The following is a 14,461-nucleotide window of genomic DNA, read 5'->3' as shown; positions in this document are numbered from 1 at the left end:
TGTAATGAATTCATTCCTGTTGACCGCTTGTCTGGCGCGAACTCTTCGTTGCTAATCAGTCATTTCGGCATTTTTTGCCGGCTGATCGGTTCTGTAGTGGTGCGCAGTAGCGAAAAATGTCTCATTCGGGGGCGGGGTGTCAGCTTTTCGCAGGCGCTCGTGACCTCTGTGCCAGGTTCGTCGTGAAGCATGCGCCGTTCGCAGGTATGCTGCCGTCCGGTCGTTTGGCGCGCCGTCCCGTCAGGATGGGCGCTAAGCTGAAAAATGATGGCCCGGCGGGAGTACGCGCAGTGTTCGCTTTAGATACACGACTTCAACAAGACACGTTACCGATTGGGGACTTTCCACTCTGCCGGTTGCTGCTGTCCAATGATTCGAACTATCCCTGGTTCATCCTGGTGCCTCGTCGTGAGGCTATCAGTGAGATATTTCAGTTGGATGTCGCAGACCAGCAGCAGCTTTGGCAGGAGACGACGGCGCTGTCGCAAGCGCTCAAGGACTCGTTCAATGCGGACAAATTGAATGTTGCGGCGCTGGGTAATGTCGTCAGTCAGTTGCACATGCATGTGATTGTGCGCAAGCGCGAAGATGCCGCCTGGCCAGCGCCGGTTTGGGGTAAACATCCGGCAAAATCCTACAGTTCGGAGCAAATCGCCGCCATTCGCGAACGTTTGCGCCTGATATTGACCGATGATTTTACGTTTCTGGAGGGCTGAACCATGATCCTGGAAGAACGCGTTACCGATCTCGAAAGCCGTCTGGCCTTTCAGGATGACACCATCCAGGCATTGAATGATGTGCTGGTCGCGCAGCAGCGGGTGGTCGAGCGTCTGCAACTGCAAATGGCTGCGCTGCTCAAGCGGCAGGAGGAAATGGTCGGCCAGTTCGAGTCGTTCGAGGAGGAAGCGCCGCCGCCGCACTATTAAGCAACACGCAGGCATAAAAAAACCGCGGACAGCTCGGCTGTGCGCGGTTTTTTTTCGCCTTGAATCAGCGACGTGGCAGTGCGGCGATCACATCTTCGGCTTGCAGGCCCTTGTCACGATTCATGACAGAGAACTCCACGCGCTGGCCTTCTACGAGGACGCGGTGACCTTCACCGCGAATGGCCCGAAAGTGGACGAAGATATCGTCGCCGGAGTCGCGGGAAATGAAACCGAAGCCTTTGGACGTGTTGAACCATTTGACGGTGCCGGTATCGCGGTTGCTCATGTCGTAGCTTGGCGAGGCGGCGGCCGGTGACGATTTGTAGAAGCTGATACCCAGATGCAGGGCAACAGCGATCAGGGCTGCGACCAGGCTGAACAAGACGGCAGGTTGACCGGCGATGACAGGCATCGGTGCGATCAGCGTCAGGGTTTGCAGGACCACACTCAGAACCAGCAGGGCGCTGACCAGGTTTTGCAGTTGGTGGCGTGGACCTTTGTTCCAGTAAGGGATGACAGGTGCAAGCGTGAGGTTGAGCAGGCCGAAAAAGGCCAGGTACAGCGCGTCAGGTTGTTGCAGGTAAGGTAAGGCTTCGGATTGCAGGCTAGGGATGAAGGACAGCAGCAAGGCCGCTGCGCCTATCAACAGATGGACGATTTTCAACATTTTAATTAACTCACGTTAAGACAGCTCACAAGGAAGAGCTGATGGCGCACGGTTCGCTTCAAGATAATAAAGAGGCGTTGGACACGTGCCCGGTATCAGCCTATGCGCCATACCCGGAAAAATAGGCACTGGCGACACGCTGTCTATTTAACAGCAAAGCCGCAGGCTACTCAAATCAGGGCGTCCGGCGGCTCGTTTGAGGCAATTTGCCGTGGGTTGGTCGAAGTTCAAAGGCTGTGATGCGACGGCAGGCTTGCTAGAGAGGTTGGGCGCCTGTTGGATGAAGCTCGTCACCTTTAGGGAGGGGGGCAATCGGTCGATGCAGCCGATTGGCTAAATCTTTCAGTGGGTGTTTCTTAGTGTTCGCGCTCTTCTTTCCTACATCATTCAATCCTGTGTTTCTGAAGGGGGCGTCACTTCACTGCGTGGGAAATTGTCCGGAGTAGGGCGTTCTCCAGGATCTGCCAAGAGTTGTTGGCTTGTCCTACGTCGAAGGTCAGGAAGTCGTCTGGCTATACCTCTGCACCTGCGTTTTTATATGTCGACAGACAGTTGTTCTTAACGAAACCAGGATGGCAAAGGAGTGTCAGCGTTATGGTTTATGAACGGCAAGAAGAAGGGCGATACGGTTCGCACAGGGATGTAAGGGTCGATCCGTTTGTTCGCGAGTTCGATATGGGGTTGGCCCAGCCCTTGTCCCGCTCCGTACGATTGAATGGCTTCGCAACCTGTTTGCGACTTGAACAGGTTTATTGGGATATTTTGGGGGCGATGGCCCGGGCCAATGGTTGCTCGGTCAGTAGCCTGTTATCTCATGTGGATCGCGAAGTTCACTTGCGTCACGGCGGGGTAAGGAACTTCAGTGGATTGGTGCGGGTTGTCTGCGTCGTGCACAGCCTCAAGGAAGGGGGGTGCGTCGTCACGCCCTAGCCTGGGCGACGAAAGCTGCAGAGTGTCGGTCTGTGCAGTCTTACGGCTGCACAGGCCGCATTTAATGGATATAATCCCGCTCTTTGCCGCAAAACCCTGCGTGTGCGGTAGCAATCTGATCGCCGAGACAACTCCATGCCGATGTACGATTATCAATGTGCTTCCTGTGGTCATCAGTTGGAAGCCATTCAAAAGATCAGCGATGCACCGCTGGTCGACTGCCCTGCCTGTCAGGCGCCAGAGCTTAAAAAGTTGCTGTCCATGCCGGGCTTCCGCCTCAGCGGCACGGGTTGGTACGAAACCGATTTCAAGACCGGTTCCAAGAAGAACCTGGCCGGCGGTGACAAAGCTGACTAAGGTCTGGAACCTGAGTTGAACGACACGCGTGCTCTTGCATCACCCGGCGACTTTTTTAAAGGCGGGGCTGCTGTAGGATCTCCACCGAATTTCGAATTACGAGAAGTGAAACCACGACCATGATGCGCAGCCATTATTGCGGCCAACTGAACGAAAGCCTGGACGGCCAGGAAATTACCCTTTGCGGATGGGTCCATCGTCGCCGTGACCACGGTGGGGTGATTTTCCTCGATATCCGTGATCGTGATGGTCTGGCCCAGGTCGTGTTCGATCCGGACCGCGCTGAAACCTTCGCCGCAGCCGATCGCGTGCGCAGCGAGTACGTCGTGAAGATCACCGGCAAGGTTCGCCTGCGTCCGGCCGGTGCGACCAACGCCAACATGGCGTCAGGCATGATCGAAGTGCTGGGCTACGAGCTGGAAGTGCTGAACGAATCGGAGACCCCGCCGTTCCCGTTGAACGAGTTCTCCGACGTCGGCGAAGAAACCCGCCTGCGCTATCGCTTCCTCGACCTGCGTCGCCCGGAAATGGCCGAGAAGCTACGCCTGCGTTCGCGCATGACCACCAGCATCCGTCGCTTCCTGGACGAGAACGGCTTCCTTGACGTGGAAACGCCGATCCTGACCCGCGCCACCCCTGAAGGTGCGCGTGACTACCTGGTACCGAGCCGCACGCACGCCGGTTCGTTCTTCGCCTTGCCGCAATCGCCGCAGCTGTTCAAGCAACTGCTGATGGTGGCCGGCTTCGATCGTTACTACCAGATCGCCAAGTGCTTCCGTGACGAAGACCTGCGGGCCGACCGTCAGCCGGAATTCACCCAGATCGACATCGAGACCAGCTTCCTCGATGAAAAAGAGATCATGGGCCTGACCGAGCAAATGATCCGCAACCTGTTCAAGGAAGTGCTGGATCTGGAATTCGGCGATTTCCCGCACATGACCTTCGAAGAAGCCATGCGCCGCTACGGTTCCGACAAGCCAGACCTGCGTAACCCGCTGGAACTGGTGGACGTGGCCGATCAGCTCAAGGAAGTCGACTTCAAGGTGTTCAGCGGCCCGGCCAACGACCCGAAATGCCGCATCGCCGCCTTGCGCGTACCTGGCGGGGCGAGCATGCCGCGCAAGCAGATCGACGATTACACCAAGTTTGTCGGTATCTACGGTGCCAAGGGCCTGGCGTACATCAAGGTCAACGAGCGCGCTGCCGGTGTTGACGGTCTGCAATCGCCGATCGTGAAAAACATCCCTGAGGCCAACCTCAACGTGATCCTGGATCGTGTTGGTGCAGTTGACGGCGACATCGTGTTCTTCGGTGCCGACAAGGCCAAGATCGTCAGCGAAGCCCTGGGCGCGCTGCGGATCAAACTGGGTCACGACCTGGACCTGCTGACCTGCAAGTGGGCACCAATGTGGGTCGTCGACTTCCCGATGTTCGAAGAAAACGACGACGGCAGCTTCACCGCCTTGCACCACCCGTTCACCGCACCGAAGTGCACCCCGCAAGAGCTGGAAGCCAACCCGGCTGGCGCTCTGTCCCGTGCCTACGACATGGTATTGAATGGTACCGAGCTGGGTGGCGGTTCGATCCGTATCCACCGTAAAGAGATGCAGCAGTCGGTGTTCCGTCTGCTGGGCATCAACGAAGCGGAACAGGAAGAGAAATTCGGCTTCCTGCTCGATGCCCTGAAATACGGTGCACCGCCGCACGGTGGTCTGGCCTTCGGCCTGGACCGTCTGGTGATGCTGATGACCGGCGCCCAGTCGATCCGTGAAGTGATCGCCTTCCCGAAAACCCAGAGCGCGGCAGACGTCATGACTCAGGCACCGGGCCAGGTGGACGCCAAGGCATTGCGCGAACTGCACATTCGTCTGCGCGAAACGCCTAAGGCCGAGTAAGGCTGACCTGAAGGGCGCATCTGTGGATGCGCCTTTTCTTTTTAGGCAGAGCAGTTCAAGATTTTTATTTGCCGGCCGGCGCAATGCAGCGCAGCGGGCAATGTTTCAAAGAGAATTCGGAGCGAGTTATGGCAGGTCATTCCAAGTGGGCGAACATCAAGCACCGCAAAGAACGTCAGGATGCCAAAAAAGGCAAGATTTTCACCAAGTGGATTCGTGAGCTGACTGTCGCGGCCCGCCAGGGCGGCGGTGATCCAGGTTCCAACCCGCGTCTGCGCCTGGCGTTGGACAAGGCCCTTGGCGCGAACATGAGTCGCGACATCATCGATCGGGCAGTCGCCCGTGGTGCCGGTGCCGCCGATACCGACGACATGGTCGAGCTGACCTACGAAGGTTACGGCCCGGGCGGCGTGGCGGTGATGGTCGAATGCATGACCGACAACCGTAATCGCACCGCAGCCGCTGTTCGCCATGCGTTCAGCAAGTGCGGTGGTAACCTGGGGACTGACGGTTCGGTGGCCTATCTGTTCGAACGCAAGGGGCAGATCTCCTTCGCGGCTGGCGTTGACGAAGACGCACTGATGGAAGCGGCCATGGAAGCTGACGCTGATGACGTGGTGACCAACGAAGACGGTTCGATCGACGTTTTCACCTCGTTTGCCGGGTTCTATTCCGTGCGTAACGCACTGGAAGCGGCGGGTTTCAAAGGTGACGACGCGGAAATCGTCATGTTGCCGACCACCAGCGCCGAACTCGATCTGGAAGGCGCCGAGAAAGTCCTCAAGCTGATCGACATGCTCGAGGACCTGGATGACGTGCAAAACGTCTATTCCAACGCGGAAATTCCGGAGTCGGTGGCCGCACAGCTCGGTTAAGGGCGACCAGGATTCATTGTGGGAGCGAGCCTGCTCGCGAATGCGGATTTTCAGGCAGCATCGTTGCTGGATATGAAACCGCTTTCGCGAGCAGGCTCGCTCCCACATTTGTTATTAGTTGTATTGAATATCGTGCTTTTACTTAACCCGCAGGCGTTATGACTTTAATTCTTGGTATCGATCCCGGTTCGCGCATCACCGGTTACGGTGTGGTTCGTGATACCGGCCGTGGCTGTGAGTACGTCGCCTCCGGTTGTATCCGCACCGGTGCCGGCGAGCTGCATGAGCGTCTGCAGATTGTCTATCGCGGCGTGCGAGAGATCATTCAGACGTACCATCCGGTGACCATGGGCATCGAAAAGGTCTTCATGGCGCGTAACGCCGACTCCGCCCTGAAATTGGGGCAGGCCCGCGGTGCCGCCATTGTGGCGGGCGCGGAAGAAAACCTGGAAATTGCCGAATACTCCGCGACCCAGGTCAAGCAAGCGGTGGTTGGCACCGGTGCGGCTAATAAAGAGCAAGTGCAGATGATGGTCATGCACATGCTGAAATTGACCAGCAAACCCCAGATCGATGCCTCGGACGCCCTGGCCATTGCCATCTGCCACGCTCATACCCGTTCCAGTCTGTTGCCCCATGGGCTGGGAGCAGCACGCAGTCGTGGCGGGCGCCTGCGTCTCTGATAGCATCAGCAATCATTTTCATGGAGTGAGGGCGTTCCGCCTGGGTTGTCGGCGGTATTCCCTCGCTCTATCAGTCGCTGGCCCAGAGCTGGCCAACGCTCAAGGATTTGTAACGTGATTGGACGTTTGCGCGGCACCCTGGCTGAGAAGCAGCCTCCCCATCTGATTCTGGATGTAAATGGCCTGGGCTATGAACTTGAAGTGCCCATGACGACTCTTTACCGCTTGCCGTCGGTCGGTGAGCCGCTAACCTTGCATACCCATTTGGTCGTGCGCGAAGACGCACAGTTACTCTATGGTTTTGTCGGCAAGCGTGAGCGCGACTTTTTTCGCGAATTGATCCGCCTCAACGGCGTCGGGCCGAAACTGGCCCTGGCCTTGATGTCGAGCCTGGAAGTCGACGAACTGGTTCGTTGCGTACAGTCCCAGGACACTTCGGCGCTGACCAAGGTCCCGGGCGTCGGCAAGAAAACCGCCGAGCGCTTGCTGGTGGAGCTCAAGGATCGCTTCAAGGCCTGGGAAACCGTGCCGGCCATGTTCGCCCTGGTGCCGAACCAGCCGGATGGACCGGCCCCGGTGAACACTGCCGAGACTGACGCCGTCAGCGCCTTGATTTCCCTGGGCTACAAGCCACAGGAAGCGAGCAAGGCGGTGTCTGCGATCAAAGAGAAAGACTTGAGCAGTGAAGACATGATTCGTCGTGCCCTGAAGGGAATGATCTAAGTGATTGAAGCTGATCGTCTGATCGCTGCCACGCACAGCCCGCGTGAGCGCGAAGAAGTCCAGGACCGCGCCATTCGCCCGGTCAGCCTGGCCGAATACATTGGCCAGCCGACCGTTCGCGAGCAGATGGAGTTGTTCATTCAGGCCGCTCGCGGTCGTAACGAATCCCTGGATCACACGCTGATCTTCGGGCCGCCCGGCCTGGGCAAGACCACTCTCGCCAACATCATCGCCCAGGAAATGGGCGTATCGATCAAGAGCACCTCGGGGCCGGTGCTGGAGCGCCCCGGTGACCTGGCGGCGCTGTTGACCAACCTTGAGCCTCACGATGTGCTGTTTATCGACGAAATCCATCGCCTGTCGCCCATCGTTGAAGAAGTGCTGTACCCGGCCATGGAGGATTTCCAGCTCGACATCATGATCGGTGAGGGGCCGGCCGCGCGTTCGATCAAGCTGGACCTGCCGCCGTTCACCCTGGTGGGCGCAACAACGCGGGCGGGGATGCTGACCAATCCGTTGCGAGACCGTTTCGGCATCGTCCAGCGTCTTGAGTTCTACAATACCGCCGACCTGTCGACGATTGTCAGTCGTTCGGCCAGCATCCTCGGTTTGCCGCTAGACCCGGAAGGTGCATTCGAAATCGCCCGCCGTGCCCGTGGCACGCCACGGATCGCCAACCGTTTGCTGCGCCGTGTGCGCGACTTCGCCGAAGTTCGCGCCAAGGGGCATATCACCAAGCCGATTGCCGACCTGGCGCTGAACCTGCTGGACGTCGACGAGCGTGGCTTCGATCACCAGGACCGGCGTCTGTTGTTGACCATGATCGAGAAGTTCGACGGCGGGCCAGTCGGGGTCGACAGCCTGGCCGCCGCCATCAGCGAAGAGCGTCACACCATTGAAGACGTGCTGGAGCCTTACCTGATCCAGCAGGGCTACATCATGCGCACGCCACGGGGGCGGGTGGTGACGCGGCATGCCTACCTGCATTTCGGTTTAAACATTCCGTCACGATTGGGCGAAATGCCCGTGGTAGACGAGTTCCTCGATGCCGCTGACGATTAATTAACGTTGCGTGCTGATTTTTTCGGGCAATGTAGGGTCCCAGGACCGTACTTTCACGAGAAAGCCGCAGAACAATGAAAAACAGTTGCCATGCCGGATTGGCAACCTGAGGAGTAAGCACTAGAGTATGCGCGCGCAAAACGGGCTTGAGCCTTTCGCACATCGTTGTCGCGTTTATTACGAGGACACCGATGCGGGCGGCATCGTGTATTACGTTAATTACCTCAAGTTTATGGAACGGGCTCGAACCGAGCGGCTACGAGATCTGGGCTTTGCCCAATCGCAGCTTGCCGGGGAGGACCTGTTGTTCGTCGTGCATTCCAGCGAAGCGCGCTACCACGCGCCGGCGCGACTGGATGACGAACTGCTGGTAAGCGCTGAAGTAATCGAATTGAACCGTGCCAGCCTGCGCTTCAAGCAGCAGGTCAGGCGGGCAACGGATAATGCACTGCTCTGCGAAGGGCAGTTTCTGGTGGCCTGTGTGCGCACTGAAAGTTTGAAACCCCGGGCCATTCCCGAAGCTCTACGAGCGGCCTTTGCCGACGTGAGCGGCGCGGGTACACACTCAAAGCAGGAGATAAAGCGTGGAAGCTAACGTCGTCGACCATTCCTCCATGTGGAGCCTGGTCAGCAATGCCAGTATCGTGGTGCAACTGGTAATGCTGATCCTGGTAGCCGCATCGGTGACCTCATGGATCATGATCTTTCAGCGCAGCAACCTGCTGCGCGCCGGTCGACGTGCCCTGGAGAGCTTCGAAGAGCGCTTCTGGTCAGGTATCGACCTGTCCAAGCTGTACCGTCAGGCCGGCAGCAATCCGGACCCTGATTCGGGCGTCGAGCAAATCTTCCGTGCCGGTTTCAAGGAATTCTCCCGTCTGCGCCAGCAGCCAGGCGTTGACCCGGAAGCGGTCATGGAAGGCGTGGCGCGTGCCATGCGCGTTGCCATTTCCCGCGAAGAAGAAAAGCTCGAGCAGAGCCTGCCCTTCCTGGCCACCGTTGGTTCCGTCAGCCCGTACATCGGTCTGTTCGGTACGGTCTGGGGGATCATGAACTCCTTCCGCGGTCTGGCGACCGCCCAGCAAGCGACCCTGGCCACTGTGGCCCCGGGTATCGCCGAAGCACTGATCGCCACCGCGATCGGTCTGTTCGCCGCCATTCCAGCCGTTATCGCTTACAACCGTTTTGCTGCTCGCAGCGAAACCCTGCTGGGCCGCTACTACACCTTCGCCGACGAGTTCCAGGCGATCCTGCACCGCAAAGTGCACACCAGCGAAGAATAAGCAGGTAATTTCCAATGGCTTTAATCGCTCGAGCTCGCAAAAAGCGCAAGCCGGTCGCCGAGATGAACGTGGTGCCTTACATCGACGTGATGTTGGTGCTGCTGGTGATCTTCATGGTGACCGCGCCGATGCTCAATCAGGGCGTGAAAGTTGATCTGCCCAAGGTTTCCAGCGAAGCCTTGCCGCAGGACAACAACACCCAGGTCCTGACCATTTCCATCAAATCCGACAAGACCTACTACTGGAACCTTGGCAGCGAAGTCGACACCGAAAAGCAGCAGGATCGGGCCATGACCCTGCCGCAGATGACTGACGCGGTGACCAAGATCATTCGCGTCGGCAACGAAGGCGGCAAGCGTACCCAGGTCTTCATCCGCGGCGACAAGAGTGTCGATTACGGCTCCGTCATGGGGGCCATGGGCGGGTTGCAGAAGGCCGGGGTCGGTAATGTTGGCTTGATTACCGAGGCGCCCTGATGCAGCAACAGCGAGAGCCGTCCGCCTCGGAAAGCTACTTCTGGCCTAGTGTCTGGGCGATTGGCTTGCACGTGCTGGTGTTCGGCATGCTGTTCGTCAGCTTTGCCTTTACCCCGGAACTGCCGCCGGCCAAGCCGATTGTCCAGGCGACCTTGTACCAGCTGAAATCGAAAAGTCGGGCGACCACCCAGACCAATCAGAAGATTGCCGGTGAGGCGCAGAAATCTGCTGCGCGTCAGACCGAAGTCGAGCAGATGGAACAGAAAAAGGTCGAGCAGGAAGCGGTGAAGGCTGCGGAACAAAAGAAAGAAGAGGCGGCTCAAAAGGCCGAAGAAGCCAAGAAGGCCGACGAGGCGAAGAAAGCGGACGAGGCGAAAAAGGCTGATGAAGCCAAAAAAGCCGACGATGCGAAGAAAACCGCGGAAGCCAAGAAGGCAGAAGAGAAACAATTGGCTGATATAGCCAAGAAGAAAGCTGAAGAAGAAGCCAAGAAAGCTGCAGAAGAAGAGGCCAAGAAAGCGGCAGCTGAAGAAGCCAAGAAAAAGATCGTCGAAGACGCGAAGAAGAAAGCCGCGGAAGACGCCAAGAAGAAAGCTGAAGCTGAAGAGGCGAAGAAGAAAGTCGCCGAGGAAGCGAAGAAGAAAGCTACTGCCGATGCTGCGAAGAAGAAATCGCAGGACGCGGCACGTAAATCCGCCGAAGACAAAAAGGCTCAGGCCCTGGCAGATTTGCTTTCCGACACGCCGCAGCGTCAGCAGGCGTTGGCCGATGAGCAGGGCGACGAAGTCGCCGGCAGTTTCGATGACCTGATTCGTGCGCGTGCAGCGGAAGGCTGGGCTCGTCCACCTTCGGCACGCAAAGGCATGACGGTCGTATTGCAAATCGGCATGTTGCCGGACGGTACGGTGACTTCGGTCAGCGTGTCCAAGTCCAGTGGCGACGGTCCGTTTGACGCCTCGGCTGTTGCAGCGGTGAAGAATATTGGACGTTTGACAGAAATGCAGGGAATGAAGCCGAGTGATTTCGCTCCGTATCGTTCATTCAAGATGACATTCACACCTGAGGATCTAGCCTTGTGAGAAACCTTCTTCGAGGAATGCTGGTCGTTATCTGCTGCATGGCAGGGATGGCGATGGCAGATGAGAAAAACATTCTGGTTACCAGTGGCAGCGATCGGGCGACCCCGATCGCCGTAGTACCGTTCGGCTTCCAGGGCGGTAGCGTGCTGCCGGACGACATGGCGGAAATCATCGGTAACGACCTGCGCAACTCGGGTTACTACTCGCCGCTTCCAAAGCAGAACATGATCAGCCAGCCGAGCCAGGCCAGCGAAATCATCTTCCGTGACTTCAAGGCGCTGGGTGCCCAGTACGTCATGGTCGGCAGCATTGTGCCGGCGGGCGGTCGCCTGCAGGTGCAATACGCACTGTTCAACGTCGCCACGGAGCAGCAAGTGCTGACCGGCAGCGTGTCGGGCGGCGTCGATCAGTTACGCGACATGGCGCACTACATCTCTGACCAGTCGTTCGAAAAACTCACGGGTATCAAGGGTGCCTTCTCGACTCGCCTGCTGTACGTAACGGCCGAGCGTTTCTCCGAGAACAACACTCGCTACACCCTGCAACGTTCGGACTACGACGGTGCCCGCGCCGTAACCCTGCTGCAATCGCGCGAGCCGATCCTGTCGCCGCGTTTCGCACCGGATGGCAAGCGCATCGCCTATGTCTCCTTCGAGCAGAAGCGTCCACGCATCTTCATGCAGAACATCGACACCGGTCGCCGTGAGCAGATCACCAACTTCGAAGGCCTGAACGGCGCGCCAGCCTGGTCGCCGGACGGCAATCGCCTGGCGTTCGTGCTGTCCAAAGACGGCAACCCGGACATCTATGTGATGAACCTGGGTTCGCGTCAGATCAGCCGCGTTACCAACGGTCCTGGCATCAACACCGAACCGTTCTGGGGCAAGGATGGCTCGACCATCTACTTCACGTCCGACCGTGGCGGCAAGCCGCAGATCTACAAGACCAGTGCCGGTGGTGGCGGTGCCGAACGCGTGACTTTCGTCGGTAACTACAACGCCAACCCTAAACTGTCGGCTGATGAAAAGACGCTTGTCATGATTCACCGTCAGGATGGCTTCACCAATTTCAAGGTGGCGGCCCAGGATTTGCAGCGCGGTAGTGTAAAAATCCTCACTGATAGCACTCTGGACGAGTCGCCTACTGTCGCGCCCAACGGCACCATGGTAATCTACGCCACCCGCCAGCAGGGCCGGGGAGTCTTGATGCTCGTGTCCATCAATGGACGCGTAAGGCTCCCGCTTCCTACCGCACAAGGCGAAGTCAGAGAACCTTCCTGGTCCCCTTACCTGAACTGACGCGGCGCTATACGTTGTACTTAACACACTGGGGTTCATTAGGAGTTTCACGATGGAAATGCTGAAGTTTGGTAAATTTGCTGCGCTGGCACTGGCCATGGCTGTAGCTGTAGGTTGCTCGTCCAAAGGCGGCGACAATGCCGGTGAAGGCGCGGTAGATCCAAACGCTGGTTACGGCGCAAACACTGGTGCAGTTGACGGCTCCCTGAGCGAAGAAGCTGCACTGCGCGCTATCACCACTTTCTACTTCGAATACGACAGTTCGGACCTGAAGCCAGAAGCCATGCGCGCTCTGGACGTTCACGCCAAAGACCTGAAAGCAAACGGCGCTCGCGTTGTTCTGGAAGGCAACACCGACGAACGTGGTACTCGTGAGTACAACATGGCTCTGGGCGAGCGTCGTGCGAAAGCCGTTCAGCGCTACCTGGTACTGCAAGGCGTTTCCCCAGCTCAGCTGGAACTGGTTTCCTACGGCGAAGAGCGTCCAGTTGCTACCGGCAACGACGAGCAGTCCTGGGCTCAAAACCGTCGCGTCGAACTGCGTAAGTAATTCGTCATGCGAACGTGCCGTCGTGCTGTAACTGTTTTGGCTCTCAGCCTCGCACCGTTTGCGGTGTGGGCTGCGGTTCCTGTGGTCGAGGACAACTCCGGCTATAACAATAGCGGGAGCAGTTATCCGCCTGCGGGTTACGGTACGAACGGCGCCTATGCCGGGGGAGGGGTTTCGGCCCCTGTCTCGGCACAGGGCGAGCTGTTCAACCAACTGCAATCAATGCAGCAACAGATCGAGCGCCAGCAAGGTGCGATTGAAGTTCTGCAAAATGATGTAGCGCGCATGAAGCAGGAAAACCTGGAGCGATACCAGGATCTTGATCGGCGCATAGGAACCGGCGTTGCACCAGCCGCGAATCCTCAGAATTCTTCCACCGGTGGTGATTTGAATGCCCCCGGTGCAGCCGCAGGTGCAGCAGCTGGCGCAGCCGCCGCTCAAGCACCTGCCGCAGGTGGCGAGCCGGCAGATCCGGCGAAGGAAAAGCTCTATTACGATGCTGCCTTCGACCTGATCAAGGCCAAGGATTTCGACAAGGCCAGCCAGGCTTTCGCCGCATTCCTGCGCAAATACCCGAACAGCCAGTATGCGGGCAATGCCCAGTACTGGTTGGGCGAAGTGAACCTGGCCAAGGGCGATCTGCAAGGTGCAGGTCAGGCATTTGCCAAGGTTTCGCAGCTGTATCCCAAGCACGCCAAAGTGCCGGACTCGCTGTACAAGCTCGCTGATGTAGAGCGTCGCCTGGGTCATACCGACCGGGTCAAGGGCATTTTGCAGCAGGTGGTTTCCCAATATCCGGGTACTTCCGCTGCTCAATTGGCCCAGCGCGATCTGCAAAAAATGTAAGCCGGCTTGACCCGCTTCAAAGAAACCCGCGCTTGTCGCGGGTTTTTTCGTTAGAATTCACACCCTTTTTCTGAAACACGCTTTTTGGGATCTGCGCATTGCCGGGGTTCCTTGAAGTGCCTGACGGAGGCGGACAGCCTGTTTAGCTGTTACGCCCGTGGCGACTATGCAAGACACATTGAGAATCACCGAAGTTTTCTACTCGTTGCAGGGTGAGACTCGGACTGCCGGGCTGCCCACTGTTTTTGTGCGCCTGACCGGTTGTCCGTTGCGTTGCCAATACTGCGACAGCGCCTACGCGTTCACCGGTGGGACCATCCGCACCCTCGACGATATCCTCGAGCAGGTCGCCGGTTTTCGTCCGCGATACGTCTGTGTCACGGGCGGCGAGCCGCTGGCGCAACCCAACGCCATTCCCTTGCTCAAGCGCCTGTGTGACGCCGGTTACGAAGTGTCACTGGAAACCAGTGGCTCTATCGATATCTCGGCAGTAGATTCCCGGGTCAGTCGCGTTGTCGATCTGAAAACCCCGGGTTCGAAGGAAGCACACCGCAATCGCTACGAAAACATTGAGCTGCTCACGCCCAACGATCAGGTGAAGTTTGTCATCTGCTCGCGGGAGGACTATGACTGGTCCGTTTCCAAGCTGATCCAGTACGGTCTTAACCTGCGTGCCGGCGAAGTCCTGTTCTCGCCAAGTCACCATGATCTCAATGCCCGGGACCTGGCGGACTGGGTGGTGGCGGACAATCTGCCAGTGCGTTTGCAATTGCAGCTGCATAAATATCTATGGAATGACGAGCCGGGGCGCTGA

The 14,461-nt window shown here is 58.0% G+C and carries 18 protein-coding genes; 17 read left to right on the top strand and 1 reads right to left on the bottom strand.

Features of this window, described 5'->3' with window-relative positions; translation table 11 throughout:
* Positions 1-290: 290 nt before the first annotated feature.
* Together AC1DKH_RS10290 and AC1DKH_RS10285 are read left to right on the top strand one after the other, a co-directional pair.
* On the top strand, positions 291-716 hold the full coding sequence (locus tag AC1DKH_RS10290) for an HIT family protein (RefSeq protein WP_477798156.1): 426 nt from the start codon (positions 291-293) through the stop codon (positions 714-716).
* 3 nt (positions 717-719) lie between these two features.
* A complete protein-coding gene (locus AC1DKH_RS10285) occupies positions 720-926 on the top strand; it encodes a SlyX family protein (RefSeq protein ID WP_477752528.1) in 207 nt (68 codons plus the stop codon).
* Between the two features lie 64 nt (positions 927-990).
* On the opposite strand, the gene AC1DKH_RS10280 is transcribed toward AC1DKH_RS10285, so the two are convergent.
* Complete coding sequence (locus AC1DKH_RS10280) at positions 991-1,593, bottom strand: cold-shock protein (RefSeq protein WP_008052457.1); 603 nt, start codon at positions 1,591-1,593, stop codon at positions 991-993.
* A 594-nt stretch (positions 1,594-2,187) separates the two neighbouring features.
* On the opposite strand from AC1DKH_RS10280, the gene AC1DKH_RS10275 reads away from it, so the two are divergent.
* The 15 genes from AC1DKH_RS10275 to queE all read left to right on the top strand — a co-directional run bounded on the left by AC1DKH_RS10275 (position 2,188) and on the right by queE (position 14,461).
* Positions 2,188-2,523, top strand: a complete 336-nt coding sequence (locus AC1DKH_RS10275; RefSeq protein ID WP_477798097.1) for a ribbon-helix-helix domain-containing protein — start codon at positions 2,188-2,190, stop codon at positions 2,521-2,523.
* A gap of 135 nt (positions 2,524-2,658) precedes the next feature.
* Positions 2,659-2,880, top strand: coding sequence for an FmdB family zinc ribbon protein (locus AC1DKH_RS10270; RefSeq protein ID WP_032829812.1), 222 nt, complete (start codon positions 2,659-2,661; stop codon positions 2,878-2,880).
* A gap of 119 nt (positions 2,881-2,999) precedes the next feature.
* Positions 3,000-4,775: an aspartate--tRNA ligase gene (gene aspS / locus AC1DKH_RS10265; RefSeq protein WP_477787708.1), complete on the top strand. Its 1,776-nt coding sequence runs from the start codon at positions 3,000-3,002 to the stop codon at positions 4,773-4,775.
* Between the two features lie 128 nt (positions 4,776-4,903).
* Positions 4,904-5,650 carry a YebC/PmpR family DNA-binding transcriptional regulator gene (locus tag AC1DKH_RS10260; RefSeq protein ID WP_056726044.1) on the top strand — a complete coding sequence of 249 codons (747 nt, stop codon included), beginning with the start codon at positions 4,904-4,906 and terminating at the stop codon, positions 5,648-5,650.
* A gap of 158 nt (positions 5,651-5,808) precedes the next feature.
* Positions 5,809-6,333: a crossover junction endodeoxyribonuclease RuvC gene (gene ruvC, locus AC1DKH_RS10255; RefSeq protein WP_046042207.1), complete on the top strand. Its 525-nt coding sequence runs from the start codon at positions 5,809-5,811 to the stop codon at positions 6,331-6,333.
* Between the two features lie 114 nt (positions 6,334-6,447).
* Entirely contained in the window at positions 6,448-7,056 is a 609-nt protein-coding gene (gene ruvA / locus AC1DKH_RS10250; protein WP_008052450.1) for a Holliday junction branch migration protein RuvA, read from the top strand.
* On the top strand, positions 7,057-8,118 hold the full coding sequence (gene ruvB / locus AC1DKH_RS10245) for a Holliday junction branch migration DNA helicase RuvB (RefSeq protein ID WP_046042209.1): 1,062 nt from the start codon (positions 7,057-7,059) through the stop codon (positions 8,116-8,118). It abuts the gene before it with no gap.
* A 127-nt stretch (positions 8,119-8,245) separates the two neighbouring features.
* A complete protein-coding gene (gene ybgC, locus AC1DKH_RS10240) occupies positions 8,246-8,713 on the top strand; it encodes a tol-pal system-associated acyl-CoA thioesterase (protein ID WP_057713518.1) in 468 nt (155 codons plus the stop codon).
* On the top strand, positions 8,703-9,398 hold the full coding sequence (gene tolQ / locus AC1DKH_RS10235; protein ID WP_008147369.1) for a protein TolQ: 696 nt from the start codon (positions 8,703-8,705) through the stop codon (positions 9,396-9,398). Before ybgC ends, tolQ begins: the two co-directional genes overlap by 11 nt.
* A gap of 23 nt (positions 9,399-9,421) precedes the next feature.
* Positions 9,422-9,874: a protein TolR gene (tolR, locus tag AC1DKH_RS10230; RefSeq protein ID WP_162135951.1), complete on the top strand. Its 453-nt coding sequence runs from the start codon at positions 9,422-9,424 to the stop codon at positions 9,872-9,874.
* A complete protein-coding gene (gene tolA, locus AC1DKH_RS10225) occupies positions 9,874-10,953 on the top strand; it encodes a cell envelope integrity protein TolA (protein ID WP_046042213.1) in 1,080 nt (359 codons plus the stop codon). Before tolR ends, tolA begins: the two co-directional genes overlap by 1 nt.
* Positions 10,954-10,970: 17 nt before the next feature.
* Positions 10,971-12,251 (top strand): Tol-Pal system beta propeller repeat protein TolB, encoded by a 1,281-nt coding sequence (gene tolB / locus AC1DKH_RS10220; protein WP_167362903.1) that lies wholly within the window; start codon positions 10,971-10,973, stop codon positions 12,249-12,251.
* Between the two features lie 52 nt (positions 12,252-12,303).
* Positions 12,304-12,801, top strand: a complete 498-nt coding sequence (gene pal, locus AC1DKH_RS10215) for a peptidoglycan-associated lipoprotein Pal (protein ID WP_003178634.1) — start codon at positions 12,304-12,306, stop codon at positions 12,799-12,801.
* Positions 12,802-12,807: 6 nt separating this feature from the next.
* Positions 12,808-13,647, top strand: a complete 840-nt coding sequence (ybgF, locus tag AC1DKH_RS10210; protein ID WP_477762780.1) for a tol-pal system protein YbgF — start codon at positions 12,808-12,810, stop codon at positions 13,645-13,647.
* 166 nt (positions 13,648-13,813) lie between these two features.
* Positions 13,814-14,461: a 7-carboxy-7-deazaguanine synthase QueE gene (gene queE, locus AC1DKH_RS10205; protein ID WP_150754451.1), complete on the top strand. Its 648-nt coding sequence runs from the start codon at positions 13,814-13,816 to the stop codon at positions 14,459-14,461.

This window comes from Pseudomonas sp. 05L36, assembly GCF_056398125.1.
Note: the sequence above shows the minus strand (reverse complement) of the source record. Positions and strands in the feature narration are given on the sequence as shown.